Origin of the sequence: Pseudomonas sp. yb_5 (assembly GCF_043103865.1) — a bacterium.
Taxonomy (GTDB): domain Bacteria; phylum Pseudomonadota; class Gammaproteobacteria; order Pseudomonadales; family Pseudomonadaceae; genus Aquipseudomonas; species Aquipseudomonas putida_Y.
Map to the genome: position 1 here is coordinate 1 of NZ_JBICKE010000121.1, position 24,673 is coordinate 24,673.

The following is a 24,673-nucleotide window of genomic DNA, read 5'->3' on the forward strand; positions in this document are numbered from 1 at the left end:
TAAGGGCGGAAAGGTGACGATGCGCCACCTGCGCGAATGAATACCTACTCGGTGTGAGTGCGCACATCCAAGAAGCAAGACGCAATCGAGCAACAGCAACAGCAGCGCCGGGTGGGCACAGACAAAACCCTACAATCCGAGTAAAGTGCCGCCCCCGCCGTCTACAGCAAAAGGATCCCTTCCATGACACACCCTTTGGATATCGCCGTCGTCGGCGCCACCGGCAGCGTCGGTGAAGCCTTGGTGCAGATCCTCGAGGAACTGGCATTCCCGGTTGCCACCCTGCACCTGCTGGCCAGCATGGAATCGGCGGGCAGCAGCGTGATGTTCGCCGGCAAGAAGCTGAAGGTCCGCGAAGTCGACAGCTTCGACTTCACCCAGGTCAAGCTGGCCTTCTTCGCCACCGGCGCCGCCGTCAGCCGCAGCTTTGCCGGCAAGGCGCTGCAGGCGGGCTGCACGGTCATCGACCTGTCCGGTGGCCTGGACGACGCCCTGGCCCTGGTGCCGGAAGCCAACGCCGAACGCCTGGCCAGCCTGTCGTTGCCAGCGCGTATCGTCAGCCCATGCTCGGCCGCAGTAGCCCTGGCCGTCGCGCTGGCGCCGCTCAAAGGCCTGCTGGACATCGAGCGGGTGCAAGTGATGGCCGCATTGGCGGTGTCGGCGCAAGGCCGTGAAGCGGTCAGCGAGCTCGCCCGGCAAACCGCCGAACTGCTCAATGCCCGCCCGCTGGAGCCGCGCTTCTTCGACCGTCAAGTGGCGTTCAACCTGCTGGCCCAGGTCGGTGCTGCCGACGAGCAGGGCCATACCGCGCTGGAGCGCCGCCTGGTCAGTGAACTGCGCGTGCTGCTGGGCCTGCCTGACCTGAAGATTTCCGTGAGCTGTGTTCAAGTCCCGGTGTTTTTCGGCGATAGCTTCAGTGTGGCCGTGCAAAGCCGTCGCCCGGTAGACCTGGCAGCGGTCAACCAGGCCCTGGACGCAGCCGACAGCGTCGAGCGGGTGGAAAACGATGATTATCCGACCCCGGTAGGTGACGCAGTAGGCCAAGACGTGGTCTATGTTGGACGTGTACGTCACGGTGTTGATGAAGACCAGCAACTCAACCTCTGGCTGACCACCGACAACGTGCGCAAAGGCGCCGCGCTCAATGCCGTGCAAGTGGCGCAAATGTTGATTAAACACATGCCGTAAAAGATACTGGCGAGCACTTTTGTCCTGCTCCGCATGCAGGTTTCGGGACGATTCATACAAGGGAAGAGGTCATGCTTCGAATTCGCAAACTGGTTCTGGCCATGGCTGCAGCATCCGCGCTGTCGTCTGGCATGGCGAATGCGCTGGGCCTGGGGGAGCTGACCCTGAAGTCGGCACAGAATCAGCCGCTGGACGCCGAGATCGAATTGCTCGACGTGCGCGACCTCAAAGCCACCGAAGTGGCGCCGAGCCTGGCGCCGCCGGAAGAGTTCAGCAAGGCCGGGGTGGCGTTTCCGACCTACCTCGAAGACCTGACCTTCACACCGGTGATCAACCCCAACGGCAAAAGTGTGCTGCGCGTGACGTCCAGTCAGCCGCTGCCAGGTCCGGTAGTCAAGTTTTTGGTGCAGGTCATGTGGCCGCAGGGCCGCCTGTTGCGTGACTATAGCGTGCTGCTCGACCAGGCCAAGGCACAGGGCGAAAAACCGGCAGCAGGCAATGTCACACCGGCCATGACCGGCGCCAGCAACTACACCACCCAGCGTCGCGACACCTTGTGGCAGATTGCCGCGCGTAACACCCAGGGTGGTTCGATCCAGCAGACCATGATCGCGATCCAGGCTTTGAACCCGGACGCCTTCATCGGCAACAACATCAACCTCCTGAAGGTTGGCCAGGTACTGCGCTTGCCCGATCAGCAGCAGATCCAGAGCATCGCCCAAGGCGAGGCGAACCGCGAGGTGGCCGAGCAGTATGCCGCCTGGCGTGAAGGCCGTCGCCTGGGGCCACGTGCCCGCCAGCTGGATGCCACCCGTCGTGGCGCCGCCGAGGCTGCACCGTCGCGTATCGCCCAGGGCGACAACCTGCGTCTGGTCAGCCCGGGCAGCCAGGCCGATGCCGGCCAGGCCAAGGCGTTGAGTGACAAGCTGGCCATGGCCCAGGAAAGTCTGGACACCAGCCGTCGCGACAACGAAGAACTGAAAAGTCGCATGGCCGACCTGCAGAGCCAACTGGACAAGCTGCAGCGCCTGATCGAGTTGAAGAACAGCCAGTTGGCACGCCTGGAAGGCCAGGGCGCAGCCACGTCGGCAGCGGCTGCCGCTACCCCGGACCAGCCAGCGGACAAGCCGGCGCCTGCTACTGCCGATACCGCACCCGAGCCTGTGCCGGCCGCTCAGCCTGTACCCGCCAGCCAGCCGAAGGGTGCGCTCGACGCAGTCCTGGGCAATCCGTGGCTTCTGGGGATGATTGCCGGTTCCAGCATCCTGGTGCTGGCACTGCTGCTCTGGCTGCTGGCGCGCAAGCGCAAGGCCCAGCAAGAAGCTGAGAAGCACCTGCGCATGGCGCGGGCGCTGGAAGAAGAGCAGGGCACAGGTTTCGACAGCGATACCGAGAGCTTCGACGGCGTCGAAGCCCCGGAGCCGGGTGTAACCCTGTCGCCGGCTGTGGTCGCCGCTTCGGCTGCAGCTGCCGTCGCTGCGGAAAAAGTGGCTGAACCGGTCGCCGAGGCAGACCCCCTGACTGAGCCGCAAGCAGATCCGCACGCCGCGCTGTTGGCGCAAGTCGACCAATGCCTGGCCGAAGGCCGCCTGAATCGTGCCACCGACCTGCTGGAGCCCGCTGTGGCCGCTGCACCGGAACGTGACGACCTGCGCCTGAAGCTGATGGACGTGTACGCCCGCCAGGGTGACCAGAGCGCGTTTGCCGAACAGGAGCGTCAGTTGCCGGCCAGCGAACAGAACGTTGCCGAAGTCGCCGGGCTGAAAGAGCGTTACCCCGCCATGCTCGGCCTGGCTGCTGCCGGCCTGGGTGCGGCGGCGCTGGCTGCCGAAATGGATGAGCAGTACGTGCAAGAGCTGCTGCACGATGAGCCCGAAGCGCCGGTGGTTGCCGATGTGGCGCCTGACGAGGTGTCTGGGTTCGAGCCACAAGTGGAGGCTGAGCCAGAGGTTGTCGCGCAAGCAGAGCCTGACGCAGAGCTGGATGCCTTCGATGAAGTGCCAACGCTCGATGTTTCCGGCCTGGATGAGCAGGATCTGGACAGCGCCTTCGACCTGAGCCTGGGCGAAGACCTGGCCGAGGAAGACCCGCTGGCCACCTCCATGCTGGACGAGCCGGTGGTACAGGGGGCCGTTCCCGACGAGCTGGTAATCGCAGAACCTGTGCTGGACGAGCCCGTACAGGAAGAAACTCAGCCAGAAGAACAGCCATTTGCCGTGGATGCAGAGCTGCAGGCCGACGCCGATGCTGATTTCGAGGCCATGCTGGCACAAGCCGAGCCTCAGCCTGCCGTGGACCTGTCTGATTTCGACCTCGACATCAGTGAGCCTGTGGCTCCAGCCACTCCGGACACGGTGGAGCAGGGGCCGGTCGATGTCGCCGCCGAACTGGCAGCCTTCGACAGTGAGCCGGAGTTTGACCCGGTCTCCGAGTTCGACTTGCCGTCGGACTTCGACTTGTCCCTGTCGCTGGAAGACGATTCGCCGGCCGCCAAGAGCTTTGCCTCGGAGCTCAATGACGTCAACGCCGAGCTGGACAAGTTGTCGCAGAGCCTCGAAACGCCTTCGTTGGAGCCGCACTTCACCAGCGAAGACGCGGTTGCGCAGCCCGAGCCCGAGCCCTTGGACGACTTGGACTTCGACTTCTTCTCCGGCAGTGATGAAGTCGCCACCAAGCTCGACCTGGCCCGTGCCTATATCGACATGGGTGACAGTCAGGGCGCGCGCGACATCCTCGATGAAGTGGTCAAGGATGGCGACGATAGCCAGCGTCAGGAAGCCGAGGACCTGCTCTCTCGTCTGGTCTGATGCAAGTAGGGCAGGCCTCTTCGCGGGCTTGCCCGCTCCCACAGGATCCTCACACATTTCGACCTTGTGAGTGACCTGTGGGGGCGGCGGGGCACCCGCGATTAGGCCCGCAAATGCAGTGCGCATCCACCGGCAGCCCTACGAGGCTGCCGTTGTCGTTATAATCTCGCCATTCCGTACACCCCACAGGTTTCATGCTCTTGGACATCATCGACACCGCTACCGCCGAATCCGCGGCCGAAGGCTTCTCCCGCATCGCCCTGGGCGTGGAATACAAAGGCGCGCGCTACCGCGGCTGGCAGCGCCAGGCCAGCGGCGTGCCGAGTGTCCAGCAAGCCCTGGAGCAAGCGCTGTCCAAGGTCGCCAACGAGCCGATTTCGGTGATTTGCGCCGGGCGTACCGACGCCGGCGTTCACGGCTGCGGGCAGGTCGTGCACTTCGATACCCGTGCCGTGCGTGAGGAGCGCGCCTGGACCATGGGCACCAACTTCAACCTGCCGCACGACATCAGTGTGGTCTGGTCGCGGCCAATGCCGGCCGATTTTCATGCCCGCTTCAAGGCCTGCGCCCGGCGCTACCGCTACGTGATCTACAACGACCCGATTCGCCCGGCGCACCTGGCCGAGGAGGTGACCTGGAACCACCGTCCGCTCGACGTCGATCGCATGGCCGAGGCCGCGCAGTTCCTGCTCGGCACCCACGACTTCAGCGCCTTCCGCGCCAGCCAGTGTCAGGCCAAATCACCCATCAAGCATATCTACCACCTGCGTGTTACCCGCCATGGCCAGATGATCGTGCTGGACGTGCGTGCCACCGCCTTCCTGCACCATATGGTGCGTAACATTGCCGGTGTGTTGATGGCCATCGGCGCCGGCGAGCGTCCGGTTACCTGGGCCCGCGAGGTGCTGGAAGGGCGCAACCGCCGTGAAGGTGGGGTAACGGCCCACCCATACGGGCTTTACCTGGTGCAGGTGGAGTACCCCGAAGCGTTTGCGTTGCCCAAGCGTTACATCGGCCCACACTTTTTGAGTGGTTACGAGGCGTTGGCAGACTGACGGGCGAAAAGCCATTTGCTAACATCCGCCCTTTCGCCGCAACAATCAGGGTTCGTGTTCCATGAGCAATGTTCGCAGCAAGATCTGCGGGATTACCCGCATCGAAGACGCACTGGCCGCTGCCGAAGCGGGTGCCGATGCCATTGGCTTCGTCTTCTATGCCAAGAGCCCGCGGGCAGTGGACGTGCGCCAGGCGCGGGCGATCATTGCCGAGTTGCCGCCATTCGTGACCACGGTCGGGTTGTTCGTCAATGCCTCGCGCTGCGAGCTGAACGAGATCCTCGAAGTGGTTCCGCTGGACCTGCTACAGTTTCACGGCGATGAAACCCCGCAGGACTGTGAAGGCTACCACCGCCCCTGGATCAAGGCCCTGCGTGTGCGCCCTGGCGACGACCTGGAGGCGGCCTGCCAGCTTTATGCGGGTGCCCGTGGCATTTTGCTGGACACCTATGTGCCGGGCGTGCCCGGGGGAACCGGCGAGGCGTTCGACTGGTCATTGGTGCCGGCGCGGCTTGGCAAGCCGATCATCCTCGCGGGCGGGCTGTCGGCCGATAACGTTGGTCAGGCCATTGCCCAGGTAAAGCCTTACGCGGTGGATGTCAGCGGTGGCGTCGAGCAGGCCAAGGGCATCAAGGATGCGGCAAAGATCGAGGCCTTCATGAAGGCGGTGAAACAGGCTTGATGGCAGATGTGACGGCTGGCTGCGCGCCATCGTCCATAGCTTTCGCAGCCCTGCTGGGCCGCCGCCAGTAGCTGTGGCGGCAAGAAAATACATTAGCGGTGGAGTGGCGCGCTGGAAGCCCCGGCGGCCGGTCCACCATCGTTTCATAAAAGATTTTGAGCTCAAGGGCAGGGCAGGGACGGTGACGCTGTCCCCCCGCCTGCCAATACTGGAGAAAGAAAGCATGAGCAACTGGTTAGTCGACAAACTGATCCCTTCGATCATGCGTTCCGAGGTGAAGAAGAGCTCGGTGCCCGAGGGCCTGTGGCACAAGTGCCCGTCCTGCGAGGCCGTGCTGTATCGTCCGGAGCTGGAAAAGTCCCTGGATGTCTGCACCAAGTGCAATCACCACATGCGTATCGGCGCACGTGCGCGCATCGACATTTTCCTTGACGCTGAAGGCCGGGCCGAACTGGGCGCTGACCTGGAGCCGGTCGACCGCCTGAAGTTCCGTGATGGCAAGAAATACAAGGACCGCCTGACCGCTGCGCAGAAGCAGACCGGCGAAAAGGACGCGCTGATCTCCATGAGCGGCACCCTGATGGGCATGCCGATCGTGGTTAGCGCCTTCGAGTTCTCGTTCATGGGCGGCTCCATGGGTGCCATCGTCGGCGAGCGCTTCGTACGCGCGGCCAACTATGCCCTGGAAAACCGCTGCCCAATGGTTTGCTTCTCCGCTTCGGGCGGTGCGCGCATGCAGGAAGCGCTGATCTCGCTGATGCAGATGGCCAAGACCTCGGCCGTGCTGGCGCGTCTGCGCGAAGAAGGCATCCCGTTCATCTCGGTCCTGACCGACCCTGTGTATGGTGGTGTTTCCGCCAGCCTGGCGATGCTCGGCGACGTCATCGTCGGTGAACCGAAGGCCCTGATCGGCTTCGCCGGCCCGCGCGTGATCGAGCAGACCGTACGCGAGAAGCTGCCTGAAGGCTTCCAGCGCAGCGAGTTCCTGCTGGAGCACGGAGCTATCGACCTGATCATCTCCCGTGGCGAACTGCGCCCGCGTCTGGCCCGCCTGCTGGCGCAGATGACCGGCCAGCAAACCCCGGAAGAAGCGCGTGAGGCGGCTGCCGTCGCGTGATGAAACAACGATCCCTGGGCGAATGGCTCGCCTACCTCGAGCAGTTGCACCCCTCGGCCATCGACATGGGTCTGGAGCGGTCGCAGAAGGTGCTTGCCCGCCTGGCGCTGGGCAAGCTGGCGCCGCGCGTGGTGACGGTGACCGGCACCAATGGCAAGGGGTCGACCTGCGCCTTCGTGGCTTCGTTGCTGCGTGCCCAGGGGCTCAAGGTCGGTGTGTACAGTTCGCCGCACCTGTTACGTTACAACGAACGGGTGATGATCGATGGCCAGGAGGCCAGCGATGAGCGCCTGTGCGAAGCCTTCGCCGCCGTCGAGGCGGCACGGGGCGATATTTCCCTGACCTACTTCGAGATGGGTACGTTGGCCGCGTTCTGGTTGTTCTATCAGTCGCAGCTGGATGCCGTGGTGCTCGAGGTGGGCCTTGGTGGTCGCCTGGATACCGTGAACGTAGTGGATGCCGACTTCGCCCTGGTGACCAGCATTGGTGTCGACCATGTTGATTACCTGGGTGATACCCGCGAGCTGGTAGCCTTCGAGAAGGCTGGCATCTTCCGCCCGGGCAAGCCGGCCCTGTGCGGTGACCTGGACCCGCCCAAGCCGTTGCTGGACAAGGCCGCCGAACTGGCCGCGCCACTGTTCCTGCGCGGGCGGGAATTCGATCTGGCCAGCGCCGATGGCTGCTGGAGCTGGCGTGGTACTGCGGCCGATGGCACGCAGGTAGAGCTGCATGACCTGCCTTTGCTTGACCTGCCCATGGAAAACGCCACGCTGGCCCTGCAGGCTTACCTGCTGATGGGGCTGCCGTGGGACGCGGAGCAAGTTCGCCAGGCGCTGCTGGATACCCGTATCACTGGGCGTCTCGACCTTCGTAATTTGAACTGGCAGGGCAAAGCGGTAGCGTTGCTGCTGGATGTCGGGCACAACCCGCATGCGGCGCAGTACCTGGCCAGGCGCCTGGCGGCCCGGCCGCTGAAGGGGCGCCGTCTCGCGGTATTTGGCCTGCTCGCCGACAAGGATCTGGATGGCGTTATCGCGCCGCTGCAGGGCCACATCGACGACTGGGCAGTGGCGCCGCTGGATACTCCGCGCAGTCGCCCGGCCGCGGAGCTGGTCACGTCCTTGGCGAACCTCGGTGCCGCGGTGAAGTCTTATGCCAGCGTCGACGCCGCCCTTGAGGGGCAATGTGCGCAGGCGACGGCGGATGATCAGATCCTGCTGTTCGGTTCGTTTTTCTGTGTCGCCCAGGCGCTGGAATGGCTGGAGCGGCACGCCCAGGAGGGTGGAATAGATGGCTGTGCTGGATAAAGGGATGAAACAGCGCATGGTGGGTGCGCTGGTGCTGGTGGCGCTGGCGGTTATCTTCCTGCCGATGCTGTTCACCCGCGAGGACGAGATGCGCCAGGTGCACGTCGAAGCCCCGCAGGCACCGGCCATGCCCAGCCTGCCGGAAGTGAAGGTGGAGCCGGTTGCCGTGCCGGAGCCGCAGGTTATTCCGGAGGTGCCGCAGCAGGCGCCCGTGGTGATCGACGAGTCGACTGCCCCGGCGAGTACACCCCGCCAGCCAATCACACCGTCGCCACAGACCCAGGCGCAGGTTCAGCCGCCCAAGCCGCAGGCCCCCGCGCCCAAGGTGGAGGCCAAGGCCGCTGCAACACCCGCGCCTGCCGCGCCATCGAAGATCGATGCCAATGGCCTGCCAGTCAGTTGGTCGATCCAGCTGGCCAGTCTGTCCAACCGTGCCGGTGCCGAAAAGCTGCAGCAAACGCTGCGTAGCCAGGGTTACAACGCCTATATCCGCACGGCGGGGGGCATGAACCGCGTGTACGTGGGGCCGTTGATCGAGCGCGCCGAGGCCGAGCGCGTGCGTGACGCGGTCAACCGCAAGAACAGCCTCAAGGGTTTTGTGGTGCGTTTCCAGCCTGAGCGCAGCTGATTCCCCGGGGCGGCTGTGCCGCCCATTCGCGGGTGAACCCGCGCCTACAGGCACCGCGCCGCTGCAAGGCTCACCCAGAACCTGGCAGTGGGTTCACCCGCCAATGGCCCAACACCAATCCAGCTGACATTCCGCTTACTCCCGGCCCGCCGCTCTGGTAAAATGCGCCGCCTCAAACGTCTGCAGGCAACACCGTGGCATTTACCTTGGTTGATTGGGCGATCATCGCGATCATCGCCGTCTCCACATTGATCAGTCTCAAGCGCGGCTTCGTCAAGGAGGCCTTGTCCTTGCTCATCTGGATCATTGCCGGTGCGGTTGCCTGGATGTTCGGCGGTTCGCTCTCGGTGTATCTTGAGAGTTATATCCAGACGCCATCGATGCGCGTCATCGCTGGCTGCGCCATTCTTTTCGTCGCCACCTTGCTGGTGGGGGCCATGGTCAACTTCCTTGTCGGTGAGCTGATCCGCGTGACCGGGCTGTCCGGCACCGATCGTTTCCTGGGCATGGCCTTCGGTGCCGCGCGCGGGGCCTTGCTGGTAGTGGTAGCCATAGGTCTGATCAGCCTGGGGCCGGTTCAACAAGACACCTGGTGGCAGGAATCACGCCTGATACCACAGTTTCTCTTGGTCGCCGACTGGTCGAAAAACCTGATTCTGGGTTTTTCCGACCAATGGACGCCCAGTGGCCTGATCAGCACTCCGGCTGATCTTCCGTTCAAGGAACAGTTGCTCGGGCCGTCCAAGCCCTGAGCGCTATTCAATCAAGTTTCATCAAAGTAGGGGTTGCGTCGCATGTGTGGCATCGTCGGTATCGTCGGTAAGTCGAACGTCAATCAGGCGCTGTATGACGCGCTTACGGTCCTCCAGCACCGCGGCCAGGACGCTGCCGGTATCGTGACCAGCCATGACGGCCGGTTGTTCCTGCGCAAGGATAATGGCCTGGTGCGCGACGTGTTCCAGCAGCGCCACATGCAGCGCTTGGTAGGCAACATCGGCATCGGCCACGTGCGCTACCCGACTGCGGGCAGCTCGACCTCGGCCGAGGCCCAGCCGTTCTACGTCAACTCGCCTTACGGCATCACCCTGGCTCACAACGGCAACCTGACCAACGTCGAGCAGTTGGCCAAGGAGATCTACGAGTCCGACCTGCGCCACGTCAACACCAACTCCGACTCGGAAGTGCTGCTGAACGTGTTCGCCCATGAGCTGGCGGTGCGCGGCAAGCTGCAGCCGACCGAAGAAGACGTGTTCGCCGCGGTCTCCCATGTGCATAGCCGCTGCGTTGGCGGATACGCCGTGGTGGCCATGATCACCGGCTACGGCATCGTCGGCTTCCGCGACCCCCATGGCATTCGCCCGGTGGTGTTCGGCCAGCGTCACACCGACGAAGGCGTGGAATACATGATCGCCTCGGAAAGCGTCGCCCTCGACGTGCTCGGCTTCACCCTTATCCGCGATCTGGCGCCGGGCGAAGCGGTGTACATCACCGAAGAAGGCCAGTTGTTCACCAAGCAGTGCGCCGAATCGCCAACGTTGCAGCCGTGCATCTTCGAGCACGTCTACCTGGCTCGCCCGGACTCGATCATCGATGGGGTCTCGGTTTACAAGGCGCGTCTGCGCATGGGTGAAAAGCTGGCCGACAAGATCATGCGCGAGCGCCCCGATCATGATATCGACGTGGTCATCCCGATCCCGGATACCAGTCGCACTGCCGCGCTGGAGCTGGCCAACCGGCTGGGCGTCAAGTTCCGCGAAGGTTTCGTCAAGAACCGTTACATCGGCCGTACCTTCATCATGCCCGGCCAGGCCGCGCGCAAGAAGTCGGTGCGTCAGAAGCTCAACGCCATCGAGCTGGAGTTCCGCGGCAAGAATGTGATGCTGGTGGACGACTCGATCGTGCGCGGCACCACCTGCAAGCAGATCATCCAGATGGCCCGCGAAGCCGGCGCCAAGAATGTCTACTTCTGCTCCGCGGCCCCTGCTGTACGCTACCCCAACGTCTACGGCATCGACATGCCGAGTGTTCACGAACTGATCGCCCACAACCGCACCACCGAACAGGTGGGTGAGTTGATCGGCGCCGATTGGCTGGTCTATCAGGACCTGCCAGACCTGATCGACTCGGTCGGTGGCGGCAAGATCAAGATCGAGCAGTTCGATTGCGCGGTGTTCAACGGTGAGTACGTCACTGGCGATATCGACGAAGCCTACCTCGACCGCATCGAGCAGGCCCGTAATGACCTGGCCAAGGTCAAGAACCAGGCCGTCAGCGCGATCATCGACCTTTACAACAACTGATTTTGGGAGCGACGGCATGACGGATCAATGGGATGCCGGGCGACTGGACAGTGACCTCGAGGGTGTCGGTTTCGACACCCTGGCAGTGCGCGCTGGTCAAAACCGTACCCCGGAAGGCGAGCACAGCGAAGCGCTGTTCCTGACCTCCAGCTATGTATTCCGCACGGCAGCCGATGCTGCTGCGCGCTTTGCCGGTGAAACGCCGGGCAACGTCTACTCGCGTTACACCAACCCGTCGGTGCGTGCCTTCGAGGAGCGCCTGGCGGCCATGGAGGGTGCCGAACAGGCCGTGGGTACGTCCACCGGTATGGCGGCAATCCTGGCCGTGGTCATGTCGCTGTGCAGCGCCGGTGACCATGTGCTGGTGTCGCAGAGCGTATTCGGCTCCACCATCAGCCTGTTCGAGAAGTACTTCAAGCGCTTTGGTGTACAAGTGGACTACGTGCCCCTGGTCGACCTTTCCGGCTGGGAAAAGGCCATCAAGGCCAACACCAAACTGCTGATCGTCGAGTCGCCATCCAACCCGCTGGCCGAGTTGGTCGATATCACTGCGCTCAGCGAAATCGCCCATGCCCATGGTGCCATGCTGGTGGTGGACAACTGTTTCAGTACCCCGGCGTTGCAGCAGCCGCTGAAGCTGGGTGCCGACATTGTGTTCCACTCGGCCACCAAGTTCATCGACGGCCAGGGCCGCTGCATGGGCGGTGTGGTTGCCGGCCGTACCGAGCAAATGAAAGAAGTGGTCGGTTTCCTGCGTACCGCAGGTCCAACCCTCAGCCCGTTCAACGCCTGGATCTTCACCAAGGGCCTGGAAACGCTGCGCCTGCGTATGCGTGCACACTGCGAAAGCGCTCAGGCCCTGGCCGAATGGCTGGAGCAGCAGGACGGCGTGGAGAAGGTGCATTACGCCGGCCTGCCCAGCCACCCGCAGCACGAACTGGCCAAGCGCCAGATGAGCGGTTTTGGTGCAGTGGTCAGCTTTGAGGTCAAGGGTGGCAAAGAGGGCGCGTGGCGTTTCATCGACGCTACCCGAGTGATTTCCATCACGACCAACCTGGGTGACAGCAAAACCACCATCGCTCATCCGGCTACCACCTCACACGGTCGTCTGTCGCCGCAGGAGCGTGAAGCGGCGGGTATCCGCGATAGCCTGATCCGCGTTGCCGTGGGCCTGGAAGACGTGGCCGACCTGCAGGCTGACCTGGCGCGCGGGCTGGCAGCATTGTGATCGAAATCAGCGGCAGTACCCCGGGCCACAATGGCCGGGTAGCCTTGGTCACAGGTGCCGCCCGCGGCATCGGTCTGGGCATTGCCGCATGGCTGATCTGCGAAGGCTGGCAGGTGGTGCTGAGTGATCTGGACCGCCAGCGTGGCACCAAAGTGGCCAAGGCGCTGGGCGACAACGCCTGGTTCATCACCATGGACGTTGCCGACGAGGCCCAGGTCAGTGCCGGAGTGTCCGAAGTGCTCGGGCAGTTCGGCCGGCTGGACGCGCTGGTGTGCAATGCGGCCATTGCCAACCCGCACAACCAGACGCTGGAAAGCCTGAGCCTGGCGCAATGGAACCGTGTGCTGGCGGTCAACCTCAGCGGGCCCATGCTGCTGGCCAAGCATTGTGCGCCGTATCTGCGTGCGCACAACGGGGCGATCGTCAACCTGACCTCGACCCGTGCTCGGCAGTCCGAACCGGACACCGAGGCTTATGCGGCAAGCAAGGGCGGGCTGGTGGCTTTGACCCATGCCCTGGCGATGAGCCTGGGCCCGGAGATTCGTGTCAATGCGGTGAGCCCGGGTTGGATCGATGCCCGTGATCCGTCGCAGCGCCGTGCCGAGCCGTTGAGCGAAGCTGAGCATGCCCAGCACCCAGCGGGCAGGGTAGGGACTGTGGAAGATGTAGCGGCCATGGTTGCCTGGTTGCTGTCACGCCAGGCGGCATTTGTCACCGGCCAGGAGTTTGTGGTCGATGGTGGCATGACCCGCAAGATGATCTATACCTGAGCACCTTGTTTAAACTGCGCCGGCCTCTTCGCGCGTAAACCCGCTCCTACGACGGTTAATTCCGACTGTAGGAGCGGGTTTACCCGCGAAGAGGCCGGCACAGGCAATCACATCACGTTGCCTTTTTGAAAAAAATTCAATGGGGCTATTGACTTAGCTTCGCCACCTGCGTAAATTTCGCGGCCTCAGCGAAGCAAACGCAACAAGTGACATCGCGAGGGTGATTAGCTCAGCCGGGAGAGCATCTGCCTTACAAGCAGAGGGTCGGCGGTTCGATCCCGTCATCACCCACCACTTCCTGAGATGTTCCTGGAGCATCGGATTCGCAAGAAGCCGATAGCCAGAGAGGAACGCACTGCGCAGCGGTAGTTCAGTCGGTTAGAATACCGGCCTGTCACGCCGGGGGTCGCGGGTTCGAGTCCCGTCCGCTGCGCCATTTTTCAGTAACAGATGGGTGCCTGGCACCGGTCTGAAGCCACAAGGCGAACGCCTTGGGCTGATCCCAGTTTCAATCGGGCGCAAGCCTGAACGATACGCAGCGGTAGTTCAGTCGGTTAGAATACCGGCCTGTCACGCCGGGGGTCGCGGGTTCGAGTCCCGTCCGCTGCGCCATCTTCGTTTCAAGGTCCCTAGAACGCCTTGAAGCAAACACAAAAGAAGCGATCACGTTATCGCTTTTTTTGTGCCTGCCCTGAGGCCATTGCGTCGGAAGGGTAGACCCAGGTTTCAATCGGGCGCAAGCCTGAATGATACGCAGCGGTAGTTCAGTCGGTTAGAATACCGGCCTGTCACGCCGGGGGTCGCGGGTTCGAGTCCCGTCCGCTGCGCCATCTTCGTTTCAAGGCCCCATGAACGCCTTGAAGCAACGTTAAAGCGACCTTCGGGTCGCTTTTTTCGTTGGTGCGCCGGGCAAATGCCTGCCTTTACCCGGATTTACACCAACCTGACAGATTCTTCACCGACCAGCGGTTCCTGTGCCTGCCTGCTGTGTTGCACAATAGGCACTTTCCATATACCCGGAATTCGCAATGACCAGATCTTCCGTCTTTGGTGCGCTCGGGCTGGCCCTGGTGCTGGCGGGCGTGACCGGTTGTTCCTCGAAAAAAGCGGCCGTCTACGAGCACGAGAACTTCGATGACTCGGGCACCTTCTCACGCAGTTTTCCGGTGAGCGATGCCGGCTCTTGTGAGGCCGCCCGGCGTGCTTTGCTCAGCCAGGGGTACATCATCACCAGCAGCGGCGCCAACCAGGTGGTGGGTAACAAGAGCTTTCAGCAAAACAGCGAGAACCACCTGCAGATCAGCTTCAATGTCACCTGTGCACCGGACGTGAGCGACGATCAGCACTCAACCATGTTCGCCAACGCCCTGCAGGACCGCTATGCGCTGAAAAAGTCCAACACCTCCGCCAGCCTGGGCGTGGGGGTGCTGGGTTCGGTGTCGATGCCGATCGGCTCCAGTGACGATTCGATGGTCAAAGTAGCCAGTGAGACGGTGACTGCGGCGCAGTTCTATGACCGCTATTTCGCCTTGGTGGAGAGCTACCTGCCCAAGCCGAAGAAGGTCGAAAAGGCCAAGGTCGAGGCGCCCAAGGTGGAAAAGCCGGCGGTGGACCTGGGGCTGCCGGAGCAGGCTGCGGCGAACCCGGTGGCGCCGGCTCCGGCAGCAGCACCGCTGATTGAAGCGGCACCTGCACCCGCGGGCGTAGCCCCGGCCAGCGAGGCGGCAGCGGCGCCGGTGGTGGATGACAGCCAGGGTTCGCAGCCGGTGGCCCCGCCGGTGGAAGCTGCACCCATTCAGGTACAGCAGGATGCCCAGCCGGCCGAGCCTTCTGCCCCCTCCCTTTGATTGGTCGCCTGAACCGGCCCTTTCGCCGTCAGCCCGCGAAAGGGGCCGGTTCAGGCTGTAAACATCCCCTGTTACAGACGCCCCGCGATAACTTCCTGAACACCTGCTACGTTTACCTCTCATAAGCTTGTCATCATCCCTTCATCCCACCTGCTTAGGCTGAAGGTGATACCTACAAAGGCAAAATGAGCAAAGAGGACGCAGGGCAATGGACGAATACCAGGAAGAACTACTCGAAACCCAGGCTTACGAACTGGACACCCCGGAACCGGCCGACGACGCCACCGAACTCTAGCCCGGCTGCCGCTGGCTACGGCGGAACTCCCCCGGCGTGAGGCCCGTCCAGCGTTTGAATGCGCGCTGGAAGGCCTCGGCCGAAGCAAACCCCAACAGATAGGCAATCTCGCCAAAGGCCAGCGCCGTGTCACGGATGTAGGTCTCGGCCAGGTCGCGCCGGGTTTCGTTGAGCAGGTCGCGAAAACGCGTGCCTTCCTCGGCGAGCTTGCGGCGCAAGGTCCAGCTTGGCAGTTGCAGTTGCTGCGCCACTTCTTCCAGATCCGGTTCACGGCCGCCATTGAGCAGCGGGCCCAGCAGGTGAGTAATGCGCTCACCCAGGCTGCGCACCCGCGTGCGCTGCAGCAACTCTGCTTCGCACAGCTGCAACAGGTGCTGCCAGGTACTCGGGCAATGCCCGGGGTTGGCCAGTTGCAAGGTGGCGCGGCTCAGGCGCAGCTGATTGCCGTCGGCGGCGAACTGCACAGGTGTGCTGCAGAGCGGTTGATAGCGCGCAGCATAGGAGGGCGCGGCAAACTCGATGTCCAGGCGTTCGGCTTGCACCGGGGTGCCGGCAAGGTCGGTTAACTGGGCCAGCCAACCGGCCAGCAGTGAGTCGACCACGAAGCGGTTGTAGTCGTTGTAGGGGCTGATGGAGTAGAAACGCAGCCAGGCGCCCTGGTCATCTTCCTGAAAGCTGGAATGGCCGCGGTAGTTGGCCGCGTAAAGCGGCTCGAAACGCAGCAGGGTGCGCGCGGCTTCACCCAGGTTGGGGGCCTGGGCCGCAGTGACCCCGGCCAGACCTGTATGCGCCAGTCGGCTCAGGCGCCCCATACGCAGGCCTAAAGCGGCCTCACCGCTCATTTCAATGGCGGCGTGGCCCAGGTGCATGTAGCGGGGGATGGACAGGCGTGCGCCGGCCTCGCTCAGGCGTGTAGCGTCCAGGCCGTAGCGGCGCAGCAATGGTTCAGGGTCGTGGCCCAGCTCGCGCAGGGCTTCGCTCAAAGGCTGGACAAAACCAACCGACAGTTCGCCCAGGCGCACACGGGGGCGGGCCATGGGCTTACAGCCACACATTCAGCAGACGGGCGCCTGGGCTTGGGGTGCCGGCGAGCAGCGCTCCCGACTGGCGGGCAAAGCCCTGGCCACTGCTGCCCTGTTCCCAGAACTGTCCGCGCATGAACACGCTCATGCTACTGATGCCGGTTCCGGCCACTTCGGTCAGGCATTGCCAGGCCGTCTGTGCACTGACTTCGCCGCGCTGCAAGGCCAGCCCGGCGCTGGCATCCTGGTGGCGATTTCCCCGCCAGGGTGCTTGCCAGCTGCCCTTGCCACTGAGAAACGCCGGGTTGGCGACCAGTTGTACGGCTTGTTCAGTCAGTTGTCGGTGGTTGTCCGGGTACCAGCTGTCGCTGCCTACCAGTACCCCCAAGCGACCGGCCGGCGTCTGCACCACCTGAAGCGGGTGCTGGCGGCCTTCGTGGACGTAGCGGCGCATTTCACTGTCGGGAAATTGCTGGCGCTGCGGCTGGCCCAACAGCGAGCCATCGCCTGCAAACACCACGCTGCTGTTGAACAGTGGACCACGGCCGGCATGCAGCACGCCCTGTTTCACAAAGGGTTCGGGCAGCACGATCGAGCCGGCCACCAGGGTGACGCCAAATTCCTTGGCCAGGCTGCCGAACAGTTGCTGGTAGTCCATGGCCATCTGCTCGGCCTTCATGCGCAAGTGCGCATCGGCACGCCAGTCGTCGCCGTCAGCGCCAAGAACCGCGAGGCCATAGCGAAGCGGGTTGCTCAGCTCCAGCCATTGCAGGGCCTCGCGGCTGTGGCTGACCTGGTACAGCTCGTTCTTCTCGCCACGCGCCCACAGCCAGGTACCGATATGTTCCGGCAGCACCACCACGGTGCGCGGGCCCACCAGCCCCTGGGCACGGGCTTGCTCCAGATAAGCGGCGAGCTTGCGGTGCAGGCGTTGCAGGTTCTGATAGTCGCCCGGGTACAGCAGCGGCTCGATACCAAGCAGGTTGCCGTGCTCGCCCGGCACGCCATGGTTAAGCGCCAGTTCGATGCGCAGGTCGGACAGGTAGTGGCCTTCCGGGCGCTGTTGGGTCCAGAAACCGTAGCCGCAGACGGCGGCGATCATCACCAGCGCCAGGGCGCTTGCCAGGAGTTTTCGCATCAAGCGTGGGTATTCGCTAAAAGTGGAGTGGCCAGGCGGAGCGATGAAGCCGCAATCTCGAGCCTTTTGATCGGTCTGAGCAGCGCACTGCATTGATCCATGCACAATCGACTTTTGATCATACCAAAGGAATGGCGATGGGCGTGCAACGAACCCCGGGCGTCGGGGCCCGGGGTTGTGTTGGCAAGGTCAGGCGGCCAGCGTCGCCAGGGCGAGGCGTTTGTCCTGGATACAGAACTTCTCGAGCAACTTGAGCGAGCCACCGAATATCAGTGCCCCCGAGTAGGTGATGTCGGTCAGGACAAAGGCATCGGGTTCACTGAATGGCCATTTGACCTGGTTCGCCGCCACTTTGACCATGGGCGCTATGGACGGAATGTTGTTGGTTACCCCACCCGCCACCACGCGTTCGATGATCACGTGGATGACGATGCTGACAATGGCCACCACCAACGCTGCGATGATGCCGACGATCAATGCCATCACCTTGCCGCCCACACCACCAGCCACCGCGGTGGCCACGGCGGCAATCGCGCCTAGGATGGCTTCGGTGACGACCACCCAGGTGGCGATGTCTGTCGTGTTTTGGACATCCGGGTCTCCGACCATGGCATATACCATCACCTGTTCGCCCTTGTCGTTGACGCCCAGTTGTAGCGTCTGCTTGGTGACGATGCGGGTATAGGCCACGATACCGGGTGAGATGTCGGTGCGTACCTTGCATTCGGTACGGATATAGGACTCGTCGAAGTTGATATCGAACTTTTCAGCCACGGGATGATAGGTGATGGCACCAAACTTGACGCTGTCGAGCTTCAGGTCGTTGGCAGTGATGGATGTGCCCGCTGCATCCAGGGTGAAGTTGGCTTCGGTGGTGCCTTCGAAGATGAACGGCAATGCCGCCAGCAGTTGGTACTTGACGAAGATCTCCCGGCTGATGAGGAAGTTGGCATTATTGTCCGCCGCCAGCATCACGGCAGGCAACTGGTTCGGCAACCCGGTGGAGTCACGCTCGTTGGTCATGGCCAGCACCCCGAAGATGCTGCTTTCCTCACTGTTCTTGTCGGTATAGGCATAGCTCATGGAGGTGGCCCGCAGCCATTTGAATTCCTCGCTTTCCTTGCCCATGTTGTTGATCAGTACGGTACTGAACAGGGTGTCGAACTTCTTCAGGTTCTCGGGCTGGTTCAGCCAGTCTTCGAGTACGCCGCGCATCACGCTCTGGTCAATGCCGCTCAAGACGTTGTTCGGGTCCCTCAGGGCAATCACCGCAGCGATCGGGTCATCCGGGTCCGTCGCCTGGGTGTTGACTTGCAGTTCGTACGTGCCGTCTGAAGCTGATACTGGATTGGGCGCCGGGAAGTAACTGAGCTTGACATAGACATCCGCGGACATCCCCTGGACCTGGTAGGTTTTGCCATTCAGGCCTTTGTATGTGCCTGAGCCGAAGGGGATGCGTACCTTGACATTGCGTCCGTCGCCGCCGGTGGTAATCGACCAGGCGTCGAAGTCGGCCTTGAGCGAGAAGCTGTCGACCCCGGCGTCGATGTTGGCAGGGTAGGTTTTTTCCAGGGCGATGCGCTGGTTGAGCGCAGAGACCCGGCAGATGCTCACGGTATCCCAGCCATTGGTCGTGACCGTACTGGCCAGCGTTCCGGCATTGGTCAGTAACTGCGCGGAGCGCAAGGTGTCTTCGGAACTGTGTACAAGCGCCGCGTTGCGGTACAGCGGCGATTCGCGCAGGGTCTGGCGCGCGGTTTCATTGAGGTGATCGAGGCGCAGCGAGATGGGCTGGGCAAACCCGGCCAGCATGACCTTGCTTTCATTGCTCATGATACGGCTCCTTGTGGTGGTGGGGTCACACGTAGTTGATGACAAGGGCCTCGGCGAGGTAGCTCGACGAAGCGGTATGCGTGTCGTTGCTCCAGGACACGCAATCGATGGTGTCGGCCTTGACCGAACCGCCACGCGCGGCGATGGCATTGATCAGGTCGTCGGAGATCACAGCAGTGACGATGTGGGTGATCAGGCTGACGATGGGCGAGAGCCAGGCCAGGTACCAGGGAATATGCACTTCCTTTCTGAAGTCGGACGACTGCTTGACGAAGGTGATGGTGTTGCCATCGAGCACCAGCTTCATCCTCAGCCAGCCGTTCCACTTCATGTCGATGCCTGCGTGCAGGTCGCAGTCGCCCTGATAGTCGACGGTGATGAAGTCACCGAGCATTCGTGCAGGGTTGCAGCCGGCGAAGACAACGGGGGTGTACCAGATCGCCCCTGATTTGATGGCCTTCATGCGCAAGGTCGGTATGTTGACCATTTGCGTATTGTCGACGCGGTAGTCCTGCGTCGTGGCGCCCTGGTAAAGCTGAAGCAGCCCGGGCAGTACCAGGTGCTCCAGTACCAGGCGTGGAGACAGCACGTAGCTCGACTGCCCACCCTGGCTGATGCCTGACACATCGATATCCAGTGGCAGCTCACTGATGTCGCGCTCGGTACATACGGCCATGATCGCCAGGAAACCCGAATCGAGGTAGGCATAGGTGCATTTGCGTGGTCTGGCCCATTCCGGGGCGGTGGCTTTGCTGAAGTTGATGGTCGCGAAGGTGTGGGTGAACTGTAGGGGATGCTCGACCAGGTAGTTGCAGATACAGTCCAGCACCACGGTGGCGAAAGGGCCTAGCGAGCCGTCGGGGTCTTGCAGGGTGATGCCGCGTAGCCAGCCACCTTCGTTGTCCTGCAGGGGTTGAGTGGCTCCGGCCTTGCGCAGGAAGGCCGACTTCAACTGCATCTGGCCGTCGCCTTGTGGCAACAGCGACAGGGTGACCTCGATGATGGCAACCGCGCTGGCCAGCGAGCGGCTGGTGCCACTGGCCTCGAAAAAGCCTGAGCGTATAGGCATGCGCAGGCGCAGCAAGCGACCGCCGCCACCGTTGACGACCGACCAGCAGTCGAACACCCCGTGGCAGGCGTAGCCTTCATCCGAGGTATAGGAAAATTCGTGGTCGAGGCTGTTCCAGCTGGCTGCCAGGTCACTGTTCACGCTCTCTTGGCGAACGATGCTGATGGTGTCCCATCCTTTTGTCAGCATGAGCGAACCCTCCGGGCGCACTGAGTAGGCGCCACGTTCCATGGGTGGATGATCAAACGTGCTTGAAGAGTCTGGCAGAGCCGCGTTGTCTGGCAAATGCGCGGGGAGACTGTTTGGCGATCAAGCCAGGCGAACCTTATAGCGCTGAAGTTCTGGAGCCTTCCCGACAGTCGCTGCCTCTGCTGTTCATCACGATCATTAACTTGTCAGTTTTGATCATTGAGGCAATTCAAACGGCTGTTTAATGTCGCAGGCAGACAAACGACGGGGCCCGCCACCCAGTGAGGTGCCCGCATTCCGTGATCACGCCATCAGGGGACATTTCCATGGCCGCCGACCGCTACCCGCACCTGCTTGCCCCGCTGGACCTGGGCTTTACCACCTTGCGCAACCGCACCCTGATGGGCTCGATGCACACCGGCCTCGAAGAGCGCCCCGGCGGTTTCGAGCGCATGGCTGCATACTTTGCCGAGCGCGCCCGCGGTGGCGTTGGCCTGATGGTCACTGGCGGCATTGCGCCCAATGATGAAGGCGGGGTGTATTCCGGTGCGGCAAAGCTCAGCACCGAGGAAGAGGCCGACAAGCACCGCATCGTCACCGAGGCGGTGCACGCCGCTGGTGGCAAGATCTGCCTGCAGATCCTGCATGCCGGGCGCTACGCCTACAGCCCACGACAGGTGGCTCCTAGCGCGATCCAGGCGCCGATCAACCCGTTCAAGCCCAAGGCGCTGGACGAGGAGGGAATCGAGAAGCAAATTGCCGATTTCGTCAATTGTGCCGTGCTGGCCCAGCGTGCCGGTTACGACGGTGTCGAGATCATGGGGTCGGAAGGTTACTTCATCAACCAGTTCCTGGCCGCGCACACCAACCATCGCACCGACCGCTGGGGTGGCAGTTATGAAAACCGCATGCGCCTGGCAGTGGAAATCGTCAGCCGGGTGCGTGACGCGGTTGGCCCGAATTTCATCATCATCTTCCGCCTGTCGATGCTCGACCTGGTCGAGGGTGGCAGCACCTGGGACGAGATCGAGCTGCTGGCCAAGGCCATCGAGCAGGCCGGCGCTACCTTGATCAACACCGGAATCGGTTGGCACGAGGCGCGCATTCCGACCATCGCCACCAAAGTGCCGCGTGCGGCCTTCAGCAAAGTCACCGCCAAGTTGCGCGGCGTGGTGAGCATTCCGCTGATCACCACCAATCGCATCAACACCCCGGAAGTGGCCGAGGCGGTGCTGGCCGAGGGCGATGCCGACATGGTCTCGATGGCCCGACCGTTTCTCGCCGACCCTGACTTCGTCAACAAGGCCGCTGCCGGTCGCGCGGATGAAATCAATACCTGCATCGGCTGCAACCAGGCCTGCCTGGACCACACCTTCGGCGGCAAACTGACCAGTTGCCTGGTCAACCCGCGGGCCTGCCACGAGACCGAACTCAACTACCTGCCTGTACGTGCGGTGAAGCGCATTGCCGTGGTCGGCGCCGGCCCGGCTGGCCTGGCGGCGGCCACCGTGGCGGCTGAGCGGGGCCACGCGGTGACCCTGTTTGACGCCGCCAGCGAAATCGGTGGCCAGTTCAACGTGGCCAAGCGGGTGCCGGGCAAGGAAGAATTCTTTGAAACGCTGCGTTACTTCCGCAACAAGGTCAACAGCACAGGTGTCGACCTGCGGCTGAATACCCGCGTCGATGTGCAGGCACTGGTGGATGGCGGCTTTGATGAAATCATCCTGGCTACCGGCATCGCCCCGCGTACCCCGGCCATTGCGGGCGTGGAGCATGCCAAGGTGCTCAGCTACCTGGACGTGCTGCTCGAGCGCAAGCCGGTGGGCAAGTCGGTGGCAGTGATTGGCGCGGGAGGTATCGGCTTCGATGTGTCCGAGTACCTGGTGCATCAGGGCGTGGCCACCAGTCAGGACCGAGGGGCATTCTGGAAAGAGTGGGGCATCGATACCCAGCTTCAGGCGCGAGGTGGCGTGGCCGGGATCAAGGCCGAGCCGCATGCTCCGGCGCGGCAGGTGTACCTGTTGCAGCGCAAGAAGTCCAAGGTGGGTGACGGGCTCGGCAAGACGACTGGCTGGATTCACCGCACCGGGTTGAAAAACAAAGGGGTGCAGATGCTCAACAGCGTCGAGTACCTGAGTATCGACGATGCTGGCTTGCACATTCGTGTGGACGGCGGCGAGCCGCAGGTGCTGGCAGTGGATAACGTGGTGATCTGTGCCGGGCAAGATCCGCTGCGCGAGCTGCAGGAAGGGCTGGCGGTGGCGGGGCAGTCGGTGCACCTGATCGGCGGCGCGGATGTGGCGGCCGAGCTGGATGCCAAACGGGCGATCAACCAAGGCTCGCGCTTGGCGGCCGAACTCTGAGGGCGTCGGGGCTGCGTGAGCCCGATACCTGCACGGTAAACGGAGGGAGCGGGCATGCCCGCGAATTCGATGGCGGTGGCAACGGTGAACGGCGAGTGGAGATTGGCCAGCAGGCCCGGCCCTTTCGCGGGTGAACCCGCTCCAACGACGGTCTGTACCGGGCCGTCGATGCCTGCGTCGAACCACTGATGCGCGTCCACCCTGGCACTGTAATGCCCTGGCGGGGCGAGTTCATCGATTACAAGCGCTTGCGGGATTACCCTGTAAACTGCGATCCATGCATGTATTCGACCTCCCCCAAGCCCCGCTGCAATTTCTGGACTTGCCCTGGCTGAATCAAGCCCAGGTCCAGGCCGCCATTCTGCGCCTGGACCTGATCGACCCGCTGATCAGCGGCAACAAGTGGTTCAAACTACGCCACCACCTGCAACAGGCTGGCGCCAGCAATGCCCCGGGCCTGATCAGCCTCGGCGGCAACCATTCCAACCACCTGCACGCCTTGGCCGCTGCCGGCAAGCGTTTCGGCTTCGCCACCGTCGGCCTGTTACGTGGCCATGCCCAGGACACACCAACCGTGCGTGACCTGCAGGCGCTGGGCATGGAACTGCATTGGCTAGGCTACGGCGGCTACCGTGCACGCAACGAACCCGGTTTCTGGGAACCCTGGCAAGCACGCTATCCAGGCTGGCACTGCATCCCCGAAGGGGGCGGCGGGCTGGCCGGTGCGCAGGGCTGCGCACTGATCATGCAGCAGGCGCGCGCGCAGATCGCGGGATTGGGCTGGTCAGACCATGACGCCTGGTGGCTGGCTGCTGGAACGGGGACTACCTTGGCCGGCCTTGTACTGGCCGAGGCGGGTGCACATGCCGTACATGGTGCGTTGGCAGTGCCCAGGGATCATGGGGTGCCAGAGACGGTGGCAGCACTGGCCGGCACGCACGGCTACCAGCTGTATGACGCCTGCCGTGGCGGTTTCGGAAAATTCGACGATGAGCTACTGACCTTCATCGCCGACTGCGAGCGGCGCACTGGCGTGCCGCTCGAAGCCCTCTATACCGGCAAGGCTCTGCTGGCCTTGCGAGATCAGGTTGCTGCCGGGCTGTTCAAGCCTGGCAGCCGCCTGATCTTCGTGCACACGGGTGGCCTGCAGGGCCGACGCGGTTACTTGTAGGGCAGCATGCGCAACAGCGTGTTGTCGCGCTGCACATAGTGGTGATAAAGCCCGGCCAGTGCATGCAGGCCAATCAGCCAGTAGCCCCAGCTGCCAATACGCTCGTGCCAGCCTTTGATGAACTTGGCCTGGTCCGGGTTCGGGCCGATCAGGTGTGGCAGCTCCAGCCCGAAGAACGGTACCGGTTTGTCAGCGGCGCTGAGAATCAGCCAGCCGGCCAGCGGCAAGCCGATCATCAGCAGGTAAAGCGCCAGGTGCATCAGGTGCGCCAGGCCGGTCTGCCAGGCTGGTGGTTTTGGCACGATGGGCGGAGTCGGGCGGCTCAGGCGCATGGCCAGGCGTAGCCAGACCAGCACGAACACGCTCAGCCCCAGCATGAAGTGCAGGTCCTTCATCAGGTTGCGTTCGACGCTGTCCTTGGGGAACAGGCCACGCAGTTCGATAAGGGCATAGACAGCGGCCAGCAACACCAGCATCAGCCAATGCAGGGCGATGGACAGGCGCGCGTAATGGGTCGCGGGGTTGGATGAAACCATGATCGGTCCTCGTCATCAGGTCGGAATGGCGCTCTTGCTGGCGCTCAGGAACCATTGTAATGGTTACCAGAAACGAATCTTTGCGCTGGGTCTGTGAAAATTGTGTTGCCAGCCACCGGCCCCTTCGC

General features: G+C 62.8%; 19 protein-coding genes and 4 tRNA genes. 18 read left to right on the forward strand and 5 right to left on the reverse strand.

Translation table 11 applies throughout. From position 1 onward, the window contains the following. The first annotated feature begins 183 nt into the window (after positions 1–183). From ACF8GF_RS21570 to ACF8GF_RS21645, 16 genes are all read left to right on the forward strand, one after another. Positions 184–1,188: an aspartate-semialdehyde dehydrogenase gene (locus ACF8GF_RS21570; RefSeq protein WP_392460570.1), complete on the forward strand. Its 1,005-nt coding sequence runs from the start codon at positions 184–186 to the stop codon at positions 1,186–1,188. A 71-nt stretch (positions 1,189–1,259) separates the two neighbouring features. After that, the gene (locus tag ACF8GF_RS21575) at positions 1,260–3,995 is read left to right on the forward strand and encodes a FimV/HubP family polar landmark protein (protein WP_176685799.1); all 2,736 of its coding nucleotides are present in this window, start codon (positions 1,260–1,262) and stop codon (positions 3,993–3,995) included. Between the two features lie 194 nt (positions 3,996–4,189). Next, on the forward strand, positions 4,190–5,050 hold the full coding sequence (gene truA / locus ACF8GF_RS21580; RefSeq protein WP_176685798.1) for a tRNA pseudouridine(38-40) synthase TruA: 861 nt from the start codon (positions 4,190–4,192) through the stop codon (positions 5,048–5,050). 61 nt (positions 5,051–5,111) lie between these two features. Then, on the forward strand, positions 5,112–5,732 hold the full coding sequence (locus ACF8GF_RS21585) for a phosphoribosylanthranilate isomerase (protein WP_176685797.1): 621 nt from the start codon (positions 5,112–5,114) through the stop codon (positions 5,730–5,732). Positions 5,733–5,955: 223 nt separating this feature from the next. Further along, positions 5,956–6,849 (forward strand): acetyl-CoA carboxylase, carboxyltransferase subunit beta, encoded by an 894-nt coding sequence (gene accD, locus ACF8GF_RS21590; RefSeq protein ID WP_021784489.1) that lies wholly within the window; start codon positions 5,956–5,958, stop codon positions 6,847–6,849. Then, positions 6,849–8,156, forward strand: coding sequence for a bifunctional tetrahydrofolate synthase/dihydrofolate synthase (gene folC, locus ACF8GF_RS21595; RefSeq protein ID WP_176685796.1), 1,308 nt, complete (start codon positions 6,849–6,851; stop codon positions 8,154–8,156). The genes accD and folC overlap by 1 nt, the downstream gene beginning before the upstream one ends. Continuing rightward, the gene (locus ACF8GF_RS21600; protein WP_176685795.1) at positions 8,140–8,784 is read left to right on the forward strand and encodes an SPOR domain-containing protein; all 645 of its coding nucleotides are present in this window, start codon (positions 8,140–8,142) and stop codon (positions 8,782–8,784) included. The genes folC and ACF8GF_RS21600 overlap by 17 nt, the downstream gene beginning before the upstream one ends. 194 nt (positions 8,785–8,978) lie before the next feature. Then, entirely contained in the window at positions 8,979–9,536 is a 558-nt protein-coding gene (locus ACF8GF_RS21605) for a CvpA family protein (RefSeq protein WP_176685794.1), read from the forward strand. A gap of 42 nt (positions 9,537–9,578) precedes the next feature. Further along, complete coding sequence (gene purF / locus ACF8GF_RS21610; RefSeq protein WP_176685793.1) at positions 9,579–11,084, forward strand: amidophosphoribosyltransferase; 1,506 nt, start codon at positions 9,579–9,581, stop codon at positions 11,082–11,084. 16 nt (positions 11,085–11,100) lie between these two features. Next, positions 11,101–12,312: an O-succinylhomoserine sulfhydrylase gene (locus ACF8GF_RS21615; protein ID WP_392460565.1), complete on the forward strand. Its 1,212-nt coding sequence runs from the start codon at positions 11,101–11,103 to the stop codon at positions 12,310–12,312. Beyond that, positions 12,309–13,082, forward strand: coding sequence for an SDR family oxidoreductase (locus ACF8GF_RS21620; RefSeq protein ID WP_176685791.1), 774 nt, complete (start codon positions 12,309–12,311; stop codon positions 13,080–13,082). The genes ACF8GF_RS21615 and ACF8GF_RS21620 overlap by 4 nt, the downstream gene beginning before the upstream one ends. 218 nt (positions 13,083–13,300) lie before the next feature. Continuing rightward, positions 13,301–13,376, forward strand: a tRNA-Val gene (locus ACF8GF_RS21625). Between the two features lie 65 nt (positions 13,377–13,441). Then, positions 13,442–13,518 (forward strand) — tRNA-Asp (locus ACF8GF_RS21630). A gap of 99 nt (positions 13,519–13,617) precedes the next feature. Beyond that, positions 13,618–13,694: transfer RNA gene (locus ACF8GF_RS21635), tRNA-Asp, on the forward strand. Positions 13,695–13,835: 141 nt separating this feature from the next. Continuing rightward, positions 13,836–13,912 (forward strand) — tRNA-Asp (locus tag ACF8GF_RS21640). Positions 13,913–14,110: 198 nt separating this feature from the next. Beyond that, a complete protein-coding gene (locus tag ACF8GF_RS21645; RefSeq protein WP_392488470.1) occupies positions 14,111–14,929 on the forward strand; it encodes a DUF2242 domain-containing protein in 819 nt (272 codons plus the stop codon). Between the two features lie 291 nt (positions 14,930–15,220). Here ACF8GF_RS21645 and ACF8GF_RS21650 read toward each other — a convergent pair whose 3' ends face one another. The 4 genes from ACF8GF_RS21650 to ACF8GF_RS21665 all read right to left on the reverse strand — a co-directional run bounded on the left by ACF8GF_RS21650 (position 15,221) and on the right by ACF8GF_RS21665 (position 20,475). After that, positions 15,221–16,261, reverse strand: a complete 1,041-nt coding sequence (locus ACF8GF_RS21650) for an AraC family transcriptional regulator (RefSeq protein ID WP_392488471.1) — start codon at positions 16,259–16,261, stop codon at positions 15,221–15,223. Positions 16,262–16,265: 4 nt separating this feature from the next. Further along, complete coding sequence (locus ACF8GF_RS21655) at positions 16,266–17,384, reverse strand: carbon-nitrogen hydrolase family protein (RefSeq protein WP_339444511.1); 1,119 nt, start codon at positions 17,382–17,384, stop codon at positions 16,266–16,268. Between the two features lie 189 nt (positions 17,385–17,573). Next, a complete protein-coding gene (locus ACF8GF_RS21660; RefSeq protein WP_176684496.1) occupies positions 17,574–19,217 on the reverse strand; it encodes a TULIP family P47-like protein in 1,644 nt (547 codons plus the stop codon). A 25-nt stretch (positions 19,218–19,242) separates the two neighbouring features. Continuing rightward, on the reverse strand, positions 19,243–20,475 hold the full coding sequence (locus tag ACF8GF_RS21665) for a TULIP family P47-like protein (RefSeq protein ID WP_252459668.1): 1,233 nt from the start codon (positions 20,473–20,475) through the stop codon (positions 19,243–19,245). A gap of 326 nt (positions 20,476–20,801) precedes the next feature. On the opposite strand from ACF8GF_RS21665, the gene ACF8GF_RS21670 reads away from it, so the two are divergent. After that, positions 20,802–22,838: an FAD-dependent oxidoreductase gene (locus ACF8GF_RS21670; RefSeq protein WP_392488475.1), complete on the forward strand. Its 2,037-nt coding sequence runs from the start codon at positions 20,802–20,804 to the stop codon at positions 22,836–22,838. Between the two features lie 277 nt (positions 22,839–23,115). Beyond that, positions 23,116–24,009, forward strand: coding sequence for a 1-aminocyclopropane-1-carboxylate deaminase/D-cysteine desulfhydrase (locus ACF8GF_RS21675; protein WP_392488472.1), 894 nt, complete (start codon positions 23,116–23,118; stop codon positions 24,007–24,009). Here the strand turns inward: ACF8GF_RS21675 and ACF8GF_RS21680 are convergent. Beyond that, the gene (locus ACF8GF_RS21680) at positions 24,000–24,545 is read right to left on the reverse strand and encodes a cytochrome b (protein WP_176684492.1); all 546 of its coding nucleotides are present in this window, start codon (positions 24,543–24,545) and stop codon (positions 24,000–24,002) included. The two genes, ACF8GF_RS21675 and ACF8GF_RS21680, sit on opposite strands and share 10 nt — an antisense overlap. Positions 24,546–24,673: the final 128 nt, after the last annotated feature.

Excerpts from the sequence above, each read along its gene's own strand:
- ACF8GF_RS21570 (WP_392460570.1), top strand. The coding sequence starts at position 184 with ATGACACACCCTTTGGATATCGCCGTCGTCGGCGCCACCGGCAGCGTC.
- ACF8GF_RS21575 (WP_176685799.1), top strand. The coding sequence starts at position 1,260 with ATGCTTCGAATTCGCAAACTGGTTCTGGCCATGGCTGCAGCATCCGCG.
- truA (WP_176685798.1), top strand. The coding sequence starts at position 4,190 with ATGCTCTTGGACATCATCGACACCGCTACCGCCGAATCCGCGGCCGAA.
- ACF8GF_RS21585 (WP_176685797.1), top strand. The coding sequence starts at position 5,112 with ATGAGCAATGTTCGCAGCAAGATCTGCGGGATTACCCGCATCGAAGAC.
- accD (WP_021784489.1), top strand. The coding sequence starts at position 5,956 with ATGAGCAACTGGTTAGTCGACAAACTGATCCCTTCGATCATGCGTTCC.
- folC (WP_176685796.1), top strand. The coding sequence starts at position 6,849 with ATGAAACAACGATCCCTGGGCGAATGGCTCGCCTACCTCGAGCAGTTG.
- ACF8GF_RS21600 (WP_176685795.1), top strand. The coding sequence starts at position 8,140 with ATGGCTGTGCTGGATAAAGGGATGAAACAGCGCATGGTGGGTGCGCTG.
- purF (WP_176685793.1), top strand. The coding sequence starts at position 9,579 with ATGTGTGGCATCGTCGGTATCGTCGGTAAGTCGAACGTCAATCAGGCG.
- ACF8GF_RS21615 (WP_392460565.1), top strand. The coding sequence starts at position 11,101 with ATGACGGATCAATGGGATGCCGGGCGACTGGACAGTGACCTCGAGGGT.
- ACF8GF_RS21645 (WP_392488470.1), top strand. The coding sequence starts at position 14,111 with ATGACCAGATCTTCCGTCTTTGGTGCGCTCGGGCTGGCCCTGGTGCTG.
- ACF8GF_RS21650 (WP_392488471.1), bottom strand. The coding sequence starts at position 16,261 with ATGGCCCGCCCCCGTGTGCGCCTGGGCGAACTGTCGGTTGGTTTTGTC.
- ACF8GF_RS21655 (WP_339444511.1), bottom strand. The coding sequence starts at position 17,384 with ATGCGAAAACTCCTGGCAAGCGCCCTGGCGCTGGTGATGATCGCCGCC.
- ACF8GF_RS21660 (WP_176684496.1), bottom strand. The coding sequence starts at position 19,217 with ATGAGCAATGAAAGCAAGGTCATGCTGGCCGGGTTTGCCCAGCCCATC.
- ACF8GF_RS21665 (WP_252459668.1), bottom strand. The coding sequence starts at position 20,475 with ATGCTGACAAAAGGATGGGACACCATCAGCATCGTTCGCCAAGAGAGC.
- ACF8GF_RS21670 (WP_392488475.1), top strand. The coding sequence starts at position 20,802 with ATGGCCGCCGACCGCTACCCGCACCTGCTTGCCCCGCTGGACCTGGGC.
- ACF8GF_RS21675 (WP_392488472.1), top strand. The coding sequence starts at position 23,116 with ATGCATGTATTCGACCTCCCCCAAGCCCCGCTGCAATTTCTGGACTTG.
- ACF8GF_RS21680 (WP_176684492.1), bottom strand. The coding sequence starts at position 24,545 with ATGGTTTCATCCAACCCCGCGACCCATTACGCGCGCCTGTCCATCGCC.